General features: G+C 41.1%; 14 protein-coding genes. 13 read left to right on the top strand and 1 reads right to left on the bottom strand.

From position 1 onward, the window contains the following. The first annotated feature begins 61 nt into the window (after positions 1-61). The 13 genes from LZP85_RS13995 (at position 62) to pyrE (ending at position 13,780) form a co-directional block, all read left to right on the top strand. Complete coding sequence (locus tag LZP85_RS13995; RefSeq protein ID WP_025909059.1) at positions 62-355, top strand: conjugal transfer protein TraR; 294 nt, start codon at positions 62-64, stop codon at positions 353-355. A 79-nt stretch (positions 356-434) separates the two neighbouring features. After that, entirely contained in the window at positions 435-905 is a 471-nt protein-coding gene (lspA, locus tag LZP85_RS13990; RefSeq protein WP_025909058.1) for a signal peptidase II, read from the top strand. Beyond that, entirely contained in the window at positions 902-1,816 is a 915-nt protein-coding gene (locus LZP85_RS13985; protein ID WP_119542542.1) for an RluA family pseudouridine synthase, read from the top strand. Before lspA ends, LZP85_RS13985 begins: the two co-directional genes overlap by 4 nt. Positions 1,817-2,008: 192 nt before the next feature. Beyond that, on the top strand, positions 2,009-2,551 hold the full coding sequence (pyrR, locus tag LZP85_RS13980) for a bifunctional pyr operon transcriptional regulator/uracil phosphoribosyltransferase PyrR (RefSeq protein WP_025909056.1): 543 nt from the start codon (positions 2,009-2,011) through the stop codon (positions 2,549-2,551). A gap of 155 nt (positions 2,552-2,706) precedes the next feature. Continuing rightward, the gene (locus LZP85_RS13975) at positions 2,707-4,017 is read left to right on the top strand and encodes a uracil-xanthine permease family protein (protein WP_061784609.1); all 1,311 of its coding nucleotides are present in this window, start codon (positions 2,707-2,709) and stop codon (positions 4,015-4,017) included. A gap of 238 nt (positions 4,018-4,255) precedes the next feature. Next, complete coding sequence (locus LZP85_RS13970) at positions 4,256-5,194, top strand: aspartate carbamoyltransferase catalytic subunit (protein WP_119542543.1); 939 nt, start codon at positions 4,256-4,258, stop codon at positions 5,192-5,194. Then, entirely contained in the window at positions 5,157-6,446 is a 1,290-nt protein-coding gene (locus LZP85_RS13965; protein WP_234562261.1) for a dihydroorotase, read from the top strand. The genes LZP85_RS13970 and LZP85_RS13965 overlap by 38 nt, the downstream gene beginning before the upstream one ends. Further along, positions 6,431-7,516 (top strand): carbamoyl phosphate synthase small subunit, encoded by a 1,086-nt coding sequence (locus LZP85_RS13960; protein ID WP_025909052.1) that lies wholly within the window; start codon positions 6,431-6,433, stop codon positions 7,514-7,516. The genes LZP85_RS13965 and LZP85_RS13960 overlap by 16 nt, the downstream gene beginning before the upstream one ends. Beyond that, positions 7,516-10,728 (top strand): carbamoyl-phosphate synthase large subunit, encoded by a 3,213-nt coding sequence (gene carB / locus LZP85_RS13955; RefSeq protein WP_025909051.1) that lies wholly within the window; start codon positions 7,516-7,518, stop codon positions 10,726-10,728. The genes LZP85_RS13960 and carB overlap by 1 nt, the downstream gene beginning before the upstream one ends. Then, positions 10,725-11,498: a dihydroorotate dehydrogenase electron transfer subunit gene (locus tag LZP85_RS13950; RefSeq protein WP_025909050.1), complete on the top strand. Its 774-nt coding sequence runs from the start codon at positions 10,725-10,727 to the stop codon at positions 11,496-11,498. The genes carB and LZP85_RS13950 overlap by 4 nt, the downstream gene beginning before the upstream one ends. Next, positions 11,495-12,436 carry a dihydroorotate dehydrogenase gene (locus LZP85_RS13945; RefSeq protein WP_078989347.1) on the top strand — a complete coding sequence of 314 codons (942 nt, stop codon included), beginning with the start codon at positions 11,495-11,497 and terminating at the stop codon, positions 12,434-12,436. The genes LZP85_RS13950 and LZP85_RS13945 overlap by 4 nt, the downstream gene beginning before the upstream one ends. Then, a complete protein-coding gene (gene pyrF / locus LZP85_RS13940; protein WP_025909048.1) occupies positions 12,408-13,130 on the top strand; it encodes an orotidine-5'-phosphate decarboxylase in 723 nt (240 codons plus the stop codon). Before LZP85_RS13945 ends, pyrF begins: the two co-directional genes overlap by 29 nt. Next, on the top strand, positions 13,127-13,780 hold the full coding sequence (gene pyrE, locus LZP85_RS13935) for an orotate phosphoribosyltransferase (protein ID WP_025909047.1): 654 nt from the start codon (positions 13,127-13,129) through the stop codon (positions 13,778-13,780). Before pyrF ends, pyrE begins: the two co-directional genes overlap by 4 nt. Positions 13,781-13,834: 54 nt before the next feature. Here the strand turns inward: pyrE and LZP85_RS13930 are convergent, their stop codons facing one another. Beyond that, positions 13,835-15,544 (bottom strand): Rqc2 family fibronectin-binding protein, encoded by a 1,710-nt coding sequence (locus LZP85_RS13930; protein WP_234561758.1) that lies wholly within the window; start codon positions 15,542-15,544, stop codon positions 13,835-13,837. Between the last annotated feature and the right edge of the window lie 3 nt (positions 15,545-15,547).

Raw genomic sequence — 15,547 nt, 5'->3', positions numbered from 1 at the left:
GTCTCAATATCGGTAACGATAAAATCAATAAGATTGATTTCATCGATAAGGAGGCGGTTTAATGTACGAGCAGTACCTTTCAATTGGACAAGAACTATCAGTTATAAAGGAAGAACTACAAGAACGCCTAATTCAATATGATGGTAATACGAATGAGATGAAATATGAACCCTATAAAGAACGATACGTTATTGATATGATTAAAGCAGATTTAAAAGATGTAGAGCGAGCTTTAGCAAAGCTTGATGTCGGAGCGTTTGGAATCGATGAAAATACGGGGGAACAAATGTGTATTCACAAATTAAAAGTCATCCCAACCGCCAGAACGGAACAAGATTTATTTGTTTTATGGTAAGAAGCGAGAAAAAATATAAAATATATGCTAAAATGCTGTAGTATGGATTCGTTTGACTTTACGGCAGGAGGAAACGGCTTTGTTTTATTATATGATTGCTTTGGCTATTATTATTTTTGACCAGTTAACAAAGTGGATTGTAGTTAAAGAAATGGAACTTGGTGAAAGTATTCCGGTTATTGACAACTTTTTGTATATTACTTCACATCGAAATAGAGGAGCAGCTTGGGGCATTTTACAAGGACAAATGTGGTTTTTTTATGTTATCACCATTATTGTTGTCATAGGGCTTATCGTGTATATTCGGAAGATAAATAAAGCGGATAAGTGGCTTGGAGTAGCGCTTGGACTGATGTTAGGTGGAGCAATAGGGAACTTTATTGACCGTGTTTTTCGCCAAGAAGTGGTGGATTTCGTTAATACATACATTTTCACATACGATTTTCCAATCTTTAACGTTGCGGATTCAGCATTGGTAGTTGGTGTTGGTATTATGTTTATCCTCACGTTATTTGAAGGAAAGCAAAAGAAGGAGAGCACGAAAGAATGAGCGTAGTTGAAATTGTTATTGAAGAAGGACAAAAAAGTGAACGTATCGATAAGGTATTAGCAACTGCTAATACAGAATGGTCACGTTCACAGGTTCAGCAGTGGATTAAAGATGAGTTTGCAAAAGTAAACGGCGATACGGTAAAAGGAAACTATAAATGTAAAGTTGGGGACGTTGTTACATTAGAAGTGCCTGATTTAAAAGAACCGGACATTGTTGCCGAAGAAATGGACCTAGATATTTATTATGAAGATGAAGACGTGCTAGTCGTAAACAAGCCTAGAGGTATGGTTGTTCATCCAGCTCCAGGTCATTATACTGGGACCCTTGTAAACGGCTTAATGGCTCACTGCAAAGATTTATCTGGCATTAACGGAGTAATGAGACCAGGGATTGTACACCGTATTGATAAAGATACGTCTGGACTGCTAATGGTGGCAAAAAATGATATGGCTCATGAATCACTTGTAAATCAGCTCGTTGCTAAAACAGTAACGCGACGTTACAAAGCGATTGTACACGGCGTTATTCAACATGATCATGGTACAATTGATGCACCAATTGGCCGCGATAAGCAAGAGCGTCAAAGTATGACTGTTACGGATGATAGATCTCGCGATGCCGTAACGCATTTTACAGTATTGGAACGCTTTAAAGATTTTTCATTAGTGGAGTGTAAGCTTGAAACGGGAAGAACGCACCAAATTCGCGTTCACATGAAGTACATTGGTTTTCCTCTTGCAGGAGACCCAAAGTATGGGCCAAAAAAGACGCTTCCTATTGAAGGACAAGCACTTCATGCTGGCGTGTTAGGTTTTGTTCACCCTCGTACAAACGAATATATTGAGTTTGAAGCACCTGTACCAAAAGTATTTGAAGAAATGCTGGAGCTACTTGAAAAAAGAAGTTGACAAGAAGTAATGAAACTGTCATACTGTAGATAACTTAATGAGAACCTTTAAAGACAGTCCCGTGAGGCTGAGAAGGAAACGTACAAAACGTGGGGTTTTTCTACCCTTTTCTACAGATAAACGTAGGCGTTTTAATCCTCTCACCTTAGCGGTAGAGGATTTTTTTTATGTCATAATTGGGGTGAAGAACAGATGAATGTAAAAGCAACTGTACTAGATGACCAAGCAATTCGTCGCGCATTAACAAGAATCGCGCATGAAATTATTGAAAAGAATAAAGGCATTGATAACTGCGTGCTTGTTGGAATTAAGACACGCGGAATTTATATAGCAAAGCGTCTAGCTGAGCGCATCGAACAAATTGAAGGAAAAACGCTACCGGTTGGAGAGCTAGATATTACGCTTTATCGAGATGATTTATCAAAAGTAACGAATAACGATGAGCCGCTTGTAAAGGGGTCGGATATTCCGACGGATATTACAAGCAAGAACGTCATACTGGTTGATGACGTATTGTACACGGGTCGTACGGTTCGTGCAGCGCTGGATGCGCTCATTGATATCGGCAGACCCGAGCTGATTCAGCTGGCTGTGCTTGTGGATCGAGGCCATAGAGAGCTTCCAATTCGTGCAGACTACGTGGGGAAAAACGTACCAACAGCGAAGTCAGAAAAAATTGCCGTTCAGTTAGCAGAAGTTGATGAACTGGACCAAGTAGCTATTTACGAAAAATAATATACACGCCCTTTTAAAAGGTAGTCCCGTGAGGCTGCAAAAGGGGGAAACACTGCGTGAAGCGAATGATTCGTCATGTTGCTTCATGCTGTGGAAACCTCTTTGCGCACTTGTGTAAAGAGGTTTTTTTATGGGCGTAAAAGGAGAAGAGAAGAATGAAACAACAGATTGTACTTGATATACACGATCGACCAAGTCCGGTAAAATGGTTAGCCCTTAGTATTCAGCACCTGTTTGCGATGTTTGGAGCGACGATTTTAGTTCCGTTCCTAGTAGGATTAAGCCCGGCAGTAGCACTTGTATCAAGTGGAGTGGGGACACTGGCATTTCTACTGATTACAAGAGGGCAAGTACCCGCTTACCTTGGGTCATCCTTCGCGTTTATCGCACCAATTATTTCAGCGAAAGCAACGCTTGGACCTGAACAGGCCATGGTCGGTTGTTTCCTAGCAGGGCTAGTATACGGAATTGTAGCCCTTGTTATTAAAGGAACAGGAATTAACTGGGTTATGAAGCTATTGCCACCGATTGTAGTAGGGCCCGTTATTATTGTGATTGGCTTGGGCTTAGCTAACACGGCTGTAAGCATGGCGATGAATGATGCTGATGGGAATTACAGCAGTCAGTACCTGCTTGTCGCGCTTGTTACGCTCGCTATTACGGTTATTTGCTCAGTATACTTTAAAAACATAATTAGCTTGATTCCAATCTTCATTGGAATTGTTGGTGGCTATCTGTTTGCCTATACACAAGGCTTAGTAAGCTTAAAAGAAGTAAAAGAAGCACCATTCATTGCAGTCCCAGATTTTTATATCCCATTCGTGTCCTACACGCCATCGATTTCGCTAGGTATCATTCTAGTAATGGTCCCTGTAGCGGTAGTGACGCTTTCAGAACACATTGGACATCTGCTTGTGTTAAATAAGATTGTCGATCGTAACTACATCGAAAAGCCAGGTTTGCATCGTACGGTGTTAGGTGATGGAGTTGCAACGATGCTTGCAGGTTTAATGGGAGGTCCTCCGAATACAACATACGGTGAAAACATCGGCGTACTTGCAATTACAAGAGTGTTTAGCGTTTTTGTGCTAGGAGGAGCAGCGGTCATCGCCATCTTGTTTGGATTTAGTGGAAAAGTGACAGCGCTGATTTCGAGCGTACCTTCACCAGTCATGGGCGGTGTATCAATCCTCTTGTTTGGAATTATTGCCGCATCAGGACTGCGCATGATGGTTGACGGACAGGTTGACCTTGGAGATAAACGCAACTTAGTCATCGCATCCATCATTCTCGTATTAGGAGTTGGAGGAGCGCACCTGGAGCTTTCTGAACAAGTACAGATCGATGGAATGGCACTTGCAACTATTGTAGGAATCATCTTAAACCTTGTACTACCAAAATCGAAAGAGCAAGAAGCTGTGACTTCAGAAGTAGAAGAAGTACAAGAAAATCAAAAAATTTCATAAACGCCTTTTAAAAGAAATCCAGAGAGGTTTCCAAGGGTGTAGTACAGCGCGTCAAAGACGATGCTTGTTTTCTCACACCCTTTCTATATCAAGAAAGGGTGTTTTTTATTCCACTTACACTGCTAAATAACGTTTAACAAGTTTAACTAACAATCAGTAGAGATGAAGAAAGTCTTCACTGATGGAAGTTCAATTTTATAAAAAGTGAATGAGATGAAACAAAATGGAGGGAATCGATATGAAACATTTAGTGACAGTCTCAACGCTAGAAGTAAATGAAATTCTACAAATCTTAAGTGATGCTGAAAACTATCGAGTAAATCAACGAGGGTGGTACCCGAAGGAAAAGATGTTTGTGGCAAACCTATTTTTTGAAGCGAGCACGAGAACGCGCTGCAGTTTTGAAATGGCTGAGCAAAAGTTAGGTTTAACAACCATCCCTTTTGAAGTGACAACGTCAAGTGTCCAAAAAGGAGAAACTCTTTACGACACCATTGAGACGCTAGCAGCAATTGGAGTTCAATCGGTGGTCATTCGCCATCCAGAAGATCGCTATTATGAAAAACTTCAAGAACAAGTATCGATTCCAATTCTTAATGCAGGGGATGGCTGTGGTCAGCATCCAACGCAGTGCCTGCTGGATTTACTCACAATTCAGCAAGAGTTTGGGTCTTTCAAAGGCTTAAAAATTGCCATTATGGGGGATTTGAGGCATAGTCGCGTTGCCCGTTCAAACGCTGAAATGTTAACAAAGCTAGGCGCAACGGTTTATTTCGCTGGACCAGAAGAGTGGCGAGATGAGTCAAATCCATATGGTACATATATAGGCGTGGATGAGGCTATACAAACTGTTGATGTGGTGATGTTACTTCGAATTCAGTTTGAAAGGCATTCAAAGAATCACTCTACTTTAGAGGAAGAATATCACAGTCGCTACGGCCTTACGGTTGAGCGAGAGAAAAGTATGAAAGATGGCAGCATTATCTTACACCCGGCTCCAGTCAACCGCGGGGTAGAAATTGCGGATGAACTAGTTGAGTGTCAACGCTCAAGAATTTTTAAACAAATGGAAAACGGCGTTTACATCCGAATGGCTGTTTTAGCACGATCATTACAATCAGTTGAAAGGGGAATGAATGATGAAAACAATTATCAAAAATGCTACATGGTTAACTGAGGGAAAGCGTGAAAGAATTGAATTAAAGATTGAAAATGGCATAATCACTGAAATTGCAAGCGAAATTCCCGCAACGGATGAAGAGGTTATTGATGCAAACGGTCATTTAGTAGCACCAGGTTTTATTGATGTGCATGTTCATTTAAGAGAGCCTGGTGGAGAAAAGAAAGAAACAATTGAAACGGGAACGTTAGCAGCTGCCAAAGGTGGATTTACCGCAATTGCAGCTATGCCAAATACCCGCCCGGTACCAGATACTGTTGAACAAATGGAATGGCTGAATAAACAAATTGAAGAAACAGCCCATGTACGTGTGCTACCTTATGCATCCATTACAACTCGTCAGCTTGGAAAAAATCTTACAAACTTTGAAGGGTTAAAAGAAGCCGGAGCATTTGCTTTTACAGATGATGGTGTGGGTGTCCAGTCGACAGGAAAGATGCTAGAAGCAATGAAAAAAGCTGCTGAACTAGACAAAGCAATTGTTGCACATTGTGAAGATAATGAACTTATTAACAAAGGGTGTGTACATGACGGAAAGTTTGCAAAAGAGCATGGGCTTAACGGCATTCCATCTATTTGTGAAGCCGTGCAGATTGCAAGAGATGTTCTACTAGCGGAAGAAGCAGGCTGTCACTACCATGTATGTCATGTAAGTACAAAAGAGTCCATTCGTACAATTCGCGATGCGAAAAAAGCAGGCATTCGCGTAACTGCCGAAGTAACGCCGCATCACCTTTTATTAAGCGAAGAAGATATTCCATCGCTTGATGCTAACTTCAAAATGAACCCGCCACTTCGCGGAAAAGAAGATCAACAAGCGCTAATTGAAGCGTTATTAGACGGAACGCTTGATTTCATTGCAACAGACCATGCGCCGCATACGGCTGAAGAAAAAGCGGAAGGGATGGAGCTTGCTCCGTTTGGAATTGTTGGGCTTGAAACCGCGTTTCCAATTCTTTATACAAACTTAGTTTTAAAAGGAGTCATTACATTAGAGCAGCTCATTTCGTACTTAACGAATAAGCCGGCAGAAACGTTTAAGCTTCCATACGGAACGCTTGAAGTTGGAAAACCAGCAGATTTGACGCTCATTGATTTAGAAACAGAAAGAAAGATTAATCCAGCAGAATTTGTATCAAAAGGTAAAAATACACCATTTACAAACTGGTCTTGCAAGGGCTGGCCAATCATGACATTAGTAGAAGGTAAACAAGTATGGGAGGATGTTAAAGTATGCAACGTCAACTAATTTTAGAAGATGGAACAGTATTTATTGGAGAAGGATTTGGCAGCGAAAGAGAGATGACGGGAGAAGTTGTCTTTAATACAGGCATGACGGGATATCAAGAAATTTTATCAGATCCCTCTTACTGCGCACAAATCGTCACTTTAACATATCCTATGATTGGAAATTACGGAATTAATCGCGATGATTTTGAATCGATTGAACCAGCTGTGCATGGTTTAATTGTGAAAGAAGTTTGCGAAGTCCCATCAAATTTCAGAAGTGAACTTTCAGTTGATGAGTTTTTGAAACAAAAAGACATTCCTGGTTTAGCTGGAATTGATACGCGTAAACTAACGCGTAAAATTCGCCAGCACGGTGCGCTTCGCGGTCGAGTATGCGGGATGGACGTGAACGTAGAAGAGGTAGTTACAGGTCTTAAAAACTACAGCTTGCCAACAGATTCAGTTAAAAAAGTATCAACAACAAATGCATATCCAAGCCCAGGACGCGGTCAAAAAGTAGTACTAGTTGACTATGGAATGAAGCACGGGATTCTTAGAGAATTAACGGCTCGCCAGTGTGACGTCATCGTAGTTCCTTACAACGTGACTGCAGAAGAGGTTCTTCGCTTGAACCCAGATGGGATTATGCTGAGCAATGGACCTGGAGATCCAAAAGATGTGCCGGAAGCTATCGATATGATTAACGGAATTTTAGGAAAAGTACCTTTGTTCGGAATTTGTTTAGGACATCAATTATTTTCATTAGCCTGCGGGGCAGATACAGAGAAAATGAAGTTTGGTCATAGAGGTTCTAATCATCCTGTAAAAGATTTACGAACAAATAAAGTTGCTCTTACTTCTCAAAACCATGGCTATACGGTGCGTGAAGCATCACTAGAAAACACGGATTTAGAAGTTACGCATATCGCGTTAAATGATGGAACAGTTGAAGGAGTTAAACATACGAAGTATCCAGCGTTCACCGTACAATATCATCCAGAAGCATCACCTGGACCAGAGGACGCAAACGGATTATTTAATGAATTTATGGAACTTATGAAAAACAATCAGAAAGTAGGTAATTGCTAATGCCAAAACGTCAAGATATTCAAACTATTTTAGTAATCGGATCAGGTCCAATCGTCATTGGTCAAGCAGCAGAATTTGATTATGCTGGTGCACAAGCATGTATTGCATTAAAAGAAGAAGGGTACAAAGTTATTCTTGTAAACTCCAACCCTGCAACGATTATGACGGATTCCGAGATGGCAGATAAAGTATATATCGAACCTCTAACGGTTGAGTTTGTAAGTTCAATTATTCGTAAAGAGCGCCCAGATGCGTTACTCCCAACACTTGGAGGACAAACGGGACTAAACTTAGCTGTTGAGCTTCACAACACAGGTATTTTAGAAGAATTTAACGTTGAAATTCTTGGTACAAAGTTATCAGCTATTGAACAAGCAGAAGATCGTGAGCAGTTCCGCTCTCTAATGAACGACCTAAACCAGCCGGTTCCAGCAAGTGAAATTATCCATACGCTTGACGAAGCATATTCATTCGTTGAACAAGTAGATTATCCAGTTATTGTTCGTCCAGCATACACGTTAGGCGGAACAGGCGGCGGTATTTGTCATAATGAACAAGAGCTCATTGAAATTGTCACAAGCGGTTTGAAAAACAGTCCGGTAACGCAATGTCTATTAGAAAAAAGTATTGCTGGATTTAAGGAAATTGAATATGAAGTAATGCGTGATGCAAACGATAATGCAATTGTTGTATGTAACATGGAAAACTTTGACCCAGTAGGGATTCACACGGGTGATTCTATCGTTGTAGCACCAAGTCAAACGTTAAGCGATCGTGAATATCAGCTATTACGAAATGCTTCACTAACGATTATTCGAGCATTAAAGATTGAAGGTGGATGTAACGTTCAGCTAGCGCTTGACCCAGAAAGCTTTCAATACTATGTCATTGAAGTAAATCCGCGCGTAAGCCGTTCTTCAGCACTTGCATCGAAAGCGACAGGATATCCAATTGCAAAGCTAGCAGCTAAAATTGCTGTTGGATTAACTCTAGATGAAATGATGAATCCTGTTACAGGAAAAACGTATGCATGCTTTGAACCAGCGCTTGATTACATCGTATCAAAAATTCCACGCTGGCCGTTTGATAAATTTGAATCAGCTAACCGTAAGCTTGGAACACAAATGAAAGCAACAGGCGAAGTAATGGCAATTGGTCGTACGTTTGAAGAGTCACTTCTAAAGGCTGTTCGTTCGCTAGAAGCAAATGTTCATCACTTAGAGCTTAAAGACGCGCATGAGTTTAGCGATGAAATCATTGAAAAGCGAATTCGTAAAGCAGGCGATGAGCGTTTATTCTACATCGCTGAAGCGATTCGCCGCGGCGTAACGATCGAGCAGATCCACGATTGGAGTAAGATTGACTTATTCTTCTTAGTGAAGCTTGAACGAATAATTGCATTTGAAGCTGTGTTAAAAGAAGAGATTCATAATATTGAAGTGTTACAGAAAGCAAAAGAAATGGGATTTGCAGATGATACCATTGCGAAGCTGTGGAATCAATCAGAGCGTGAAGTATATGATTTCCGCAAGCAAAATGGCGTAACACCAGTTTATAAAACAGTTGATACATGCGCAGCAGAGTTTGAATCAAGCACACCTTACTTCTATGGGACATTTGAAGAGGAAAACGAGTCAACCGTAACGGAGCGCAAGAGTGTGATGGTGTTAGGATCTGGTCCGATTCGTATCGGTCAAGGAATTGAATTCGACTATGCGACGGTGCATTCCGTATGGGCAATTAAAGAGGCTGGTTACGAAGCAATCATTGTTAACAACAATCCAGAAACCGTTTCGACTGACTTCAGTATCTCAGATAAATTATACTTTGAGCCGCTTACAGTAGAAGATGTAATGCATATTATCGACTTAGAAAAGCCAGAAGGTGTGGTTGTTCAGTTCGGTGGACAAACAGCTATCAATCTAGCAGAAGAGCTTGCAGCAAGAGGTGTAAAAATCTTAGGAACATCTCTAGAAAGCTTAGATGCAGCCGAAGATCGTAAAAAGTTTGAAGCAACGCTTGCTCGATTAGATGTACCGCAACCCTTAGGTAAAACTGTAACTTCAGTTGAAGAAGCAGTCGTTGTTGCAAGTGAAATCGGCTATCCAGTTCTTGTTCGTCCTTCTTATGTACTAGGTGGACGTGCAATGGAAATTGTATACAAAGAAGAAGAGCTGCTGCATTACATGAAAAATGCAGTAAAAGTACACGCAGACCACCCTGTTTTAATCGACCGTTACTTAACGGGTAAAGAGATTGAAGTAGATGCAATCTCTGATGGTGAAACAGTGGTTATTCCAGGAATTATGGAGCACGTAGAGCGCGCAGGTGTCCACTCAGGTGATTCAATTGCAGTCTACCCTCCTCAAACATTATCAGAGGAAGTAAAAAACACGATTATCGACTATACAACAAGAATTGCGAAAGGCTTAAATATTATCGGACTGCTGAACATTCAGTTTGTTCTATCAAAAGGTGAGGTTTATGTACTAGAAGTAAACCCACGCTCAAGTCGTACGGTACCGTTCTTAAGTAAAATTACGCGCATTCCAATGGCTAATGTTGCGACAAAAGTGATTTTAGGAACAAGCCTAAAAGATCTCGGCTACGAGTCTGGTCTACATCCAGAAGAAGAAGGCGTGTATGTAAAAGTACCGGTGTTCTCATTTGCGAAGCTACGCCGTGTTGATATTACGCTTGGACCAGAAATGAAGTCAACGGGTGAAGTAATGGGACAAGATTCTACGTATGAAAAAGCTCTTTACAAAGGCTTAATTGCGTCGGGAATGTCAATCAAACCATACGGCTCAGTACTGATGACGGTAGCAGATAAAGACAAAGAAGAAGCAACAGAGCTTGCAAAACGCTTTGCCAATATCGGTTATCAAGTTATTGCAACAGAAGGAACAGCAGAAGTATTCGAAAAAGAAAACATTCGCGTGAAAGTGGTAAACAAAATTCACGACCAAGATCATAACCTACTTGATGTCATTCGCACAGGTGAAGCGCAGCTTGTGGTTAACACATTAACCAAAGGTAAGCAACCGGCTCGTGATGGATTTAAAATTCGTCGTGAAGCAGTTGAAAATGGCGTACCTTGCTTAACGTCACTAGATACAGCAGAAGCAATTCTACGCGTACTTGAAACAATTAGCTTCCACACCGTACCGATGAAAGAAGCGCGCCCGGCTCGTGAGGTGACAACTGTATGAAAAAACATGAAATGATGCAAGTCGTCAAGCAGCGTCCTTTAACTCATAACGTTTACGAATTAACACTGAAAGGCGAGCTTGTTCGTTTCATGAATGAGCCTGGTCAGTTCGTTCACATTCGCGTTGAGAATCAGTATTTACCCCTTCTAAGAAGGCCGATTAGCATCGCTGAAATTAACCAACATGCAAATGAGTTTAAGATGATTTATCGTGCGGAAGGTGCAGGAACAAAGCTACTTGCTAGCAAGCAGTCAGGCGAAGCAGTAGATGTGTTAGGACCTTTAGGTCACGGGTTTCCGACAGATGTGCTAGAAAGTGGGAAAACAGCTGTATTGGTAGGTGGAGGGATTGGAGTTCCTCCTCTATACGAGCTGTCCAAACGCTTAATGGCAAAAGGAATCAAGGTTGTTCATGTACTTGGATTTCAGTCAGCTGCGGATGTGTTTTATGAAGAAGAATTTAACGAACTAGGAGACACGCATATTGCAACGGTGGACGGAACTTTGGGTACAAAAGGGTTTGTAACGGACGTAATTGATCGACTTCAACTGCCGTACGACACAATGTTTTCTTGTGGCCCAACGCCCATGCTACGTGCTTTAGAAGCAAACTATAGCGATAAGCCCCTTTATATTTCATTAGAGGAAAGAATGGGCTGTGGAATTGGAGCTTGTTTTGCATGTGTATGTCGTCAAGCTGAAGAGTCTAATGCATATAAGAAAATTTGTAGTGATGGACCCGTTTTCCAAGCAGGGGAGGTGCTTTTATGAACATGCTTCAAACGAAATTACCAGGATTAAATTTAAAAAATCCCATCATGCCAGCTTCGGGATGCTTTGGGTTTGGAAGAGAGTATGCACAGTTTTATTCATTGGATACGCTTGGAGCTATCATGATTAAAGCTACAACTGCGGAAACAAGGTTTGGAAATCCAACACCGCGCGTGGCAGAAACCCAAGCAGGGATGCTAAATGCAATTGGATTACAAAACCCAGGGTTAGAAAAAGTTATGTCAGAAGAGTTAGTATGGCTTCAAAAATACGATGTACCCATTATTGCAAACGTTGCAGGTGCATCTGTTGAAGAGTACGTAGAAGTGGCAAAGAAGATTTCAACTGCTTCAAATGTAAAAGCATTAGAGTTAAATATTTCATGTCCAAACGTAAAAGAAGGTGGCATCGCTTTTGGCGTTGATCCAGTGATTGCTGCTCGCTTAACAAAAGCGGTAAAAGAGGTATCGGAAGTGCCTGTATACGTTAAGTTATCTCCGAACGTGTCAAATATTGTAGAGATGGCTACAGCAGTAGAAGCAGCGGGAGCAGATGGATTAACGATGATTAATACGCTTTTGGGAATGCGTCTTGATTTAAAAACGGCACAGCCAGTGTTAGCAAACGGAACTGGCGGATTATCAGGTCCGGCAATTAAGCCAGTAGCTATTCGTATGGTGCATGAAGTAAGCCAAAAAGTAAATATTCCAATCATTGGAATGGGTGGAGTGACGACGGCTGAAGATGCGCTGGAATTTTTATACGCAGGTGCGAGCGCAGTTGCAGTAGGAACAGCAAACTTTGTAGATCCTTACGTCTGTCCAACTATCATCGATGAGCTGCCAAAATTAATTAATTCTTTAGGGTATGAGCATGTATCTGAATGTGTAGGAAGGAGCTGGAAAAAACATGAAAAAGCCGTTTATCATTGCTCTTGATTTTTCATCACTTCATGATGTGAAAAATTTTTTAGCACCGTTTCAAGGAGAGTCTCTTTATGTGAAAGTAGGAATGGAGCTTTTCTATAAAGAAGGGTTAGCAATCGTTTCTTATTTAAAAGAGCAGGGACATGAAATTTTTCTAGACTTGAAGCTTCATGATATTCCGAATACAGTGAAAAATGGAATGAAATCATTGGCTTCTCTAGACGTTGATTTAGTGAACGTTCATGCGGCCGGAGGTACACACATGATGCAATCGGCTCTTGAAGGGCTGGAAGCAGGTACTTCTGCTGGTAAACAGCGCCCGCTATGCATCGCAGTGACTCAGCTCACAAGCACATCTGATACAATGTTGAAAGAGCAGCAGCTTATTACACATTCAATGCAAGAAGTTGTAACACATTATGCTTCTCTTGCTCATCAAAGCAAATTAGATGGTGTGGTGTGCTCAACTCATGAAGTGCCAAGCATACGTAAGGCTGTAGGTAAATCGTTTTTAACCGTAACGCCTGGAATTCGAATGGCGCTTGATTCAAATGATGATCAAGTACGAGTAGCAACACCTGAGCTTGCGAGAGAATACGGAGCAAGTGCTATTGTAGTAGGACGCTCTGTGACAAACGCAAGCAATCCAGTAGAAGCTTATTACCAAATGTTAAAGCAATGGAAAGGGGAGCATGTATCACAATGACAAACTTACGAAAAGAAATCGCCAAACAACTAATTGATATCCAGGCAGTTAGCCTTCAACCAGATCACCCATTTACATGGGCTTCTGGAATTAAATCTCCCATCTATTGTGATAATCGCCTAACGCTATCTTATCCAGGTGTTCGAAAAGAGATTGCTAAAGGTTTGCAAAGTTTGATTAAAACATATTTTGCAAATGCAGAAGTAATTGCAGGAACGGCAACGGCTGGAATTCCACATGCAGCGTGGGTGAGCGAAGCGCTTGAGTTACCGATGTGCTATGTTCGCAGTAAAGCGAAGGGACATGGTCGTGGTAACCAAATTGAAGGAAAAGTAAAAGAAGGTCAAAAGGTCGTTGTAATTGAAGACTTAATCTCAACTGGGGGCAGTGTTCTGACAGCAGTGAATGCGTTAAAAGAACAAGGCTGCAACGTACTGGGTGTCGTATCTATCTTTACATACGAACTGGAAAAAGCGCGTCAGTTATTTAAAGAAGAAGGTTTGCAGGTTTACTCATTAACGGATTATTCAACGCTTGTAGAAGCGGCAAGTGAAGCAGGGTACATCCAGGAAGCTGCAATGAAAAAGCTCTTTAAATGGAGAGAAAACCCTTCAGATCCAGCTTGGATGACAGCTGAAGAAACGGTTTAACCTAAATGAAAAAGCGTGTCCATGATATGACGGACACGCTTTTTTATGCTGAAATTAATCTCTTAATTTTAATACAAGCTCTTCATTTGGCGTTACGTAAACCGTTTGCTGATTGTCGTAAGTAACAAAACCAGGTTTAGCACCATTCGGTTTCTTTACATGGCGAATCTTTGTAAAGTCAACCGGTACGGAGCTGGAATTTTTCGCCTTGCTGAAGTAAGCTGCAAGGTGAGCAGCTTCAAGAATGGTTTCTTCTGTTGGCTCAGCGTCACGAATAACGACGTGGGACCCAGGTATATCTTTTGTATGAAACCAAAGATGGTCTCTGGCTGCCAGCTTATTCGTTAAGTATTCGTTTTGTTTGTTGTTTTTGCCGACCAAGATAATGGTACCGTCACTTGCTTTATATTGCTCAAGCGTTGGAGTTGAATTCTTTTGCTTTTTATTTTTCTTTTGCTGGCGATTGCGTAGATAGCCTTCTTCTACAAGCTCCTCGCGAATTTCAGCAATATCTTTGTGAGAAGCTGTCTCCATTTGCTGCAGTAAAGATTCAAAGTAGACAATTTCTTGTTGGGCTTTTTCAATTTGTTCATGAACAATTGCTACTGAATTCTTTGCTTTTTGATATTTAGTAAAGTAGCTCTGCGCATTTTGAGCAGGCGTTTTTTGAGGATCAAGCTCAATTGTTAGCGTCCCACCCTTTTCATCATAGTAGTTTATGACATCAACGGTTGTATCTCCTTTTTTAACGAGATGTAAATGCGACGTTAAAAGCTCTCCTGCAAGTTGGTATTCACCAGCTTTTTCAGCCTGCTGTAGCGTTCTTTGCAACTTATTAATTTTCTTTTCATTTTTCTTTTTTTCAGTTGTCATGAACTGAAGTAAATCATGTGCTTGTTGCTTAACACGATCGCGCTCTGCTTTTCCATAATAGAAGCGGTCTAAAAGTTCACTAATGGTTGGGAACGTCTTTTCTTCACCTTGTAAGTGGCTAAGAGACAGAAGGTGAAAGTAATCTTTTCCTTGCACCGAAGTGAGGGTTGGCTGCATGTCGCCGTTTTGAATGGCACTCATTGTATTGATAAACGCTTTGGGTAACGTAGTTTGATTGGCCAGACCAGCGCGATAGACAATTTCATTGGCAAGCAACGGTGAGAGCCCAGCGAAAGCTTGAACGAGCTGATTGCCAATCTTTCCACTGTTGAAGTCTAAACTTCTTAAAACCATTTCTTCATCCGCTTCAAAAGGATCTAGCTTTTCTTGATTTGGTGGCAGTACATAAGTTGCACCAGGCAGTAGCGTACGGTGACGATTTAACGCCATTGGAATGTGCTTGATGCTATCGATAATGACATTTGTTTCTTTATCCACAAGCATGATGTTGCTGTGGCGACCCATAATTTCAATAATAAGCTGCTTAGATGTTACATCTCCAATTTCGTTGCGACCTTTTGTTTCAATAACGAGAATACGATCGAGCCCTAGCTGGTAGATCCGTTCAATAATATTTCCTTCTAGATGTTTACGAAGAAGCATGCAAAACATTGGCGGTTCAGCCGGGTTTTCATATGTTTCATTTGTAAAGTGAATGCGTGCGTAATTGGGGTGAGTTGAAATAAATAGCTTTCGATTTTCCCCCTTCGCTCGAACTTGTAAAATTAGTTCATTTGGAAATGGTTGATAGACTTTTGCGATTCGACCGGATGTTAATGCGTTATCTAATTCTTGTAAGATTCCGTATGTAAAGATTCCGTCAAATGACATGTT

It is taken from the genome of Priestia flexa (assembly GCF_021441905.1).
GTDB lineage: Bacteria > Bacillota > Bacilli > Bacillales > Bacillaceae_H > Priestia > Priestia flexa.
The sequence above is the reverse complement of the archived record's forward strand: the minus strand, read 5'-3'. Positions and strand labels throughout refer to the sequence as shown.

Excerpts from the sequence above, each read along its gene's own strand:
- LZP85_RS13965 (WP_234562261.1), top strand. The coding sequence starts at position 5,157 with ATGAAAACAATTATCAAAAATGCTACATGGTTAACTGAGGGAAAGCGT.
- LZP85_RS13945 (WP_078989347.1), top strand. The coding sequence starts at position 11,495 with ATGAACATGCTTCAAACGAAATTACCAGGATTAAATTTAAAAAATCCC.
- LZP85_RS13950 (WP_025909050.1), top strand. The coding sequence starts at position 10,725 with ATGAAAAAACATGAAATGATGCAAGTCGTCAAGCAGCGTCCTTTAACT.
- LZP85_RS13970 (WP_119542543.1), top strand. The coding sequence starts at position 4,256 with ATGAAACATTTAGTGACAGTCTCAACGCTAGAAGTAAATGAAATTCTA.
- LZP85_RS13985 (WP_119542542.1), top strand. The coding sequence starts at position 902 with ATGAGCGTAGTTGAAATTGTTATTGAAGAAGGACAAAAAAGTGAACGT.
- LZP85_RS13995 (WP_025909059.1), top strand. The coding sequence starts at position 62 with ATGTACGAGCAGTACCTTTCAATTGGACAAGAACTATCAGTTATAAAG.
- LZP85_RS13975 (WP_061784609.1), top strand. The coding sequence starts at position 2,707 with ATGAAACAACAGATTGTACTTGATATACACGATCGACCAAGTCCGGTA.
- pyrF (WP_025909048.1), top strand. The coding sequence starts at position 12,408 with ATGAAAAAGCCGTTTATCATTGCTCTTGATTTTTCATCACTTCATGAT.
- pyrE (WP_025909047.1), top strand. The coding sequence starts at position 13,127 with ATGACAAACTTACGAAAAGAAATCGCCAAACAACTAATTGATATCCAG.
- carB (WP_025909051.1), top strand. The coding sequence starts at position 7,516 with ATGCCAAAACGTCAAGATATTCAAACTATTTTAGTAATCGGATCAGGT.
- LZP85_RS13930 (WP_234561758.1), bottom strand. The coding sequence starts at position 15,544 with ATGTCATTTGACGGAATCTTTACATACGGAATCTTACAAGAATTAGAT.
- pyrR (WP_025909056.1), top strand. The coding sequence starts at position 2,009 with ATGAATGTAAAAGCAACTGTACTAGATGACCAAGCAATTCGTCGCGCA.
- LZP85_RS13960 (WP_025909052.1), top strand. The coding sequence starts at position 6,431 with ATGCAACGTCAACTAATTTTAGAAGATGGAACAGTATTTATTGGAGAA.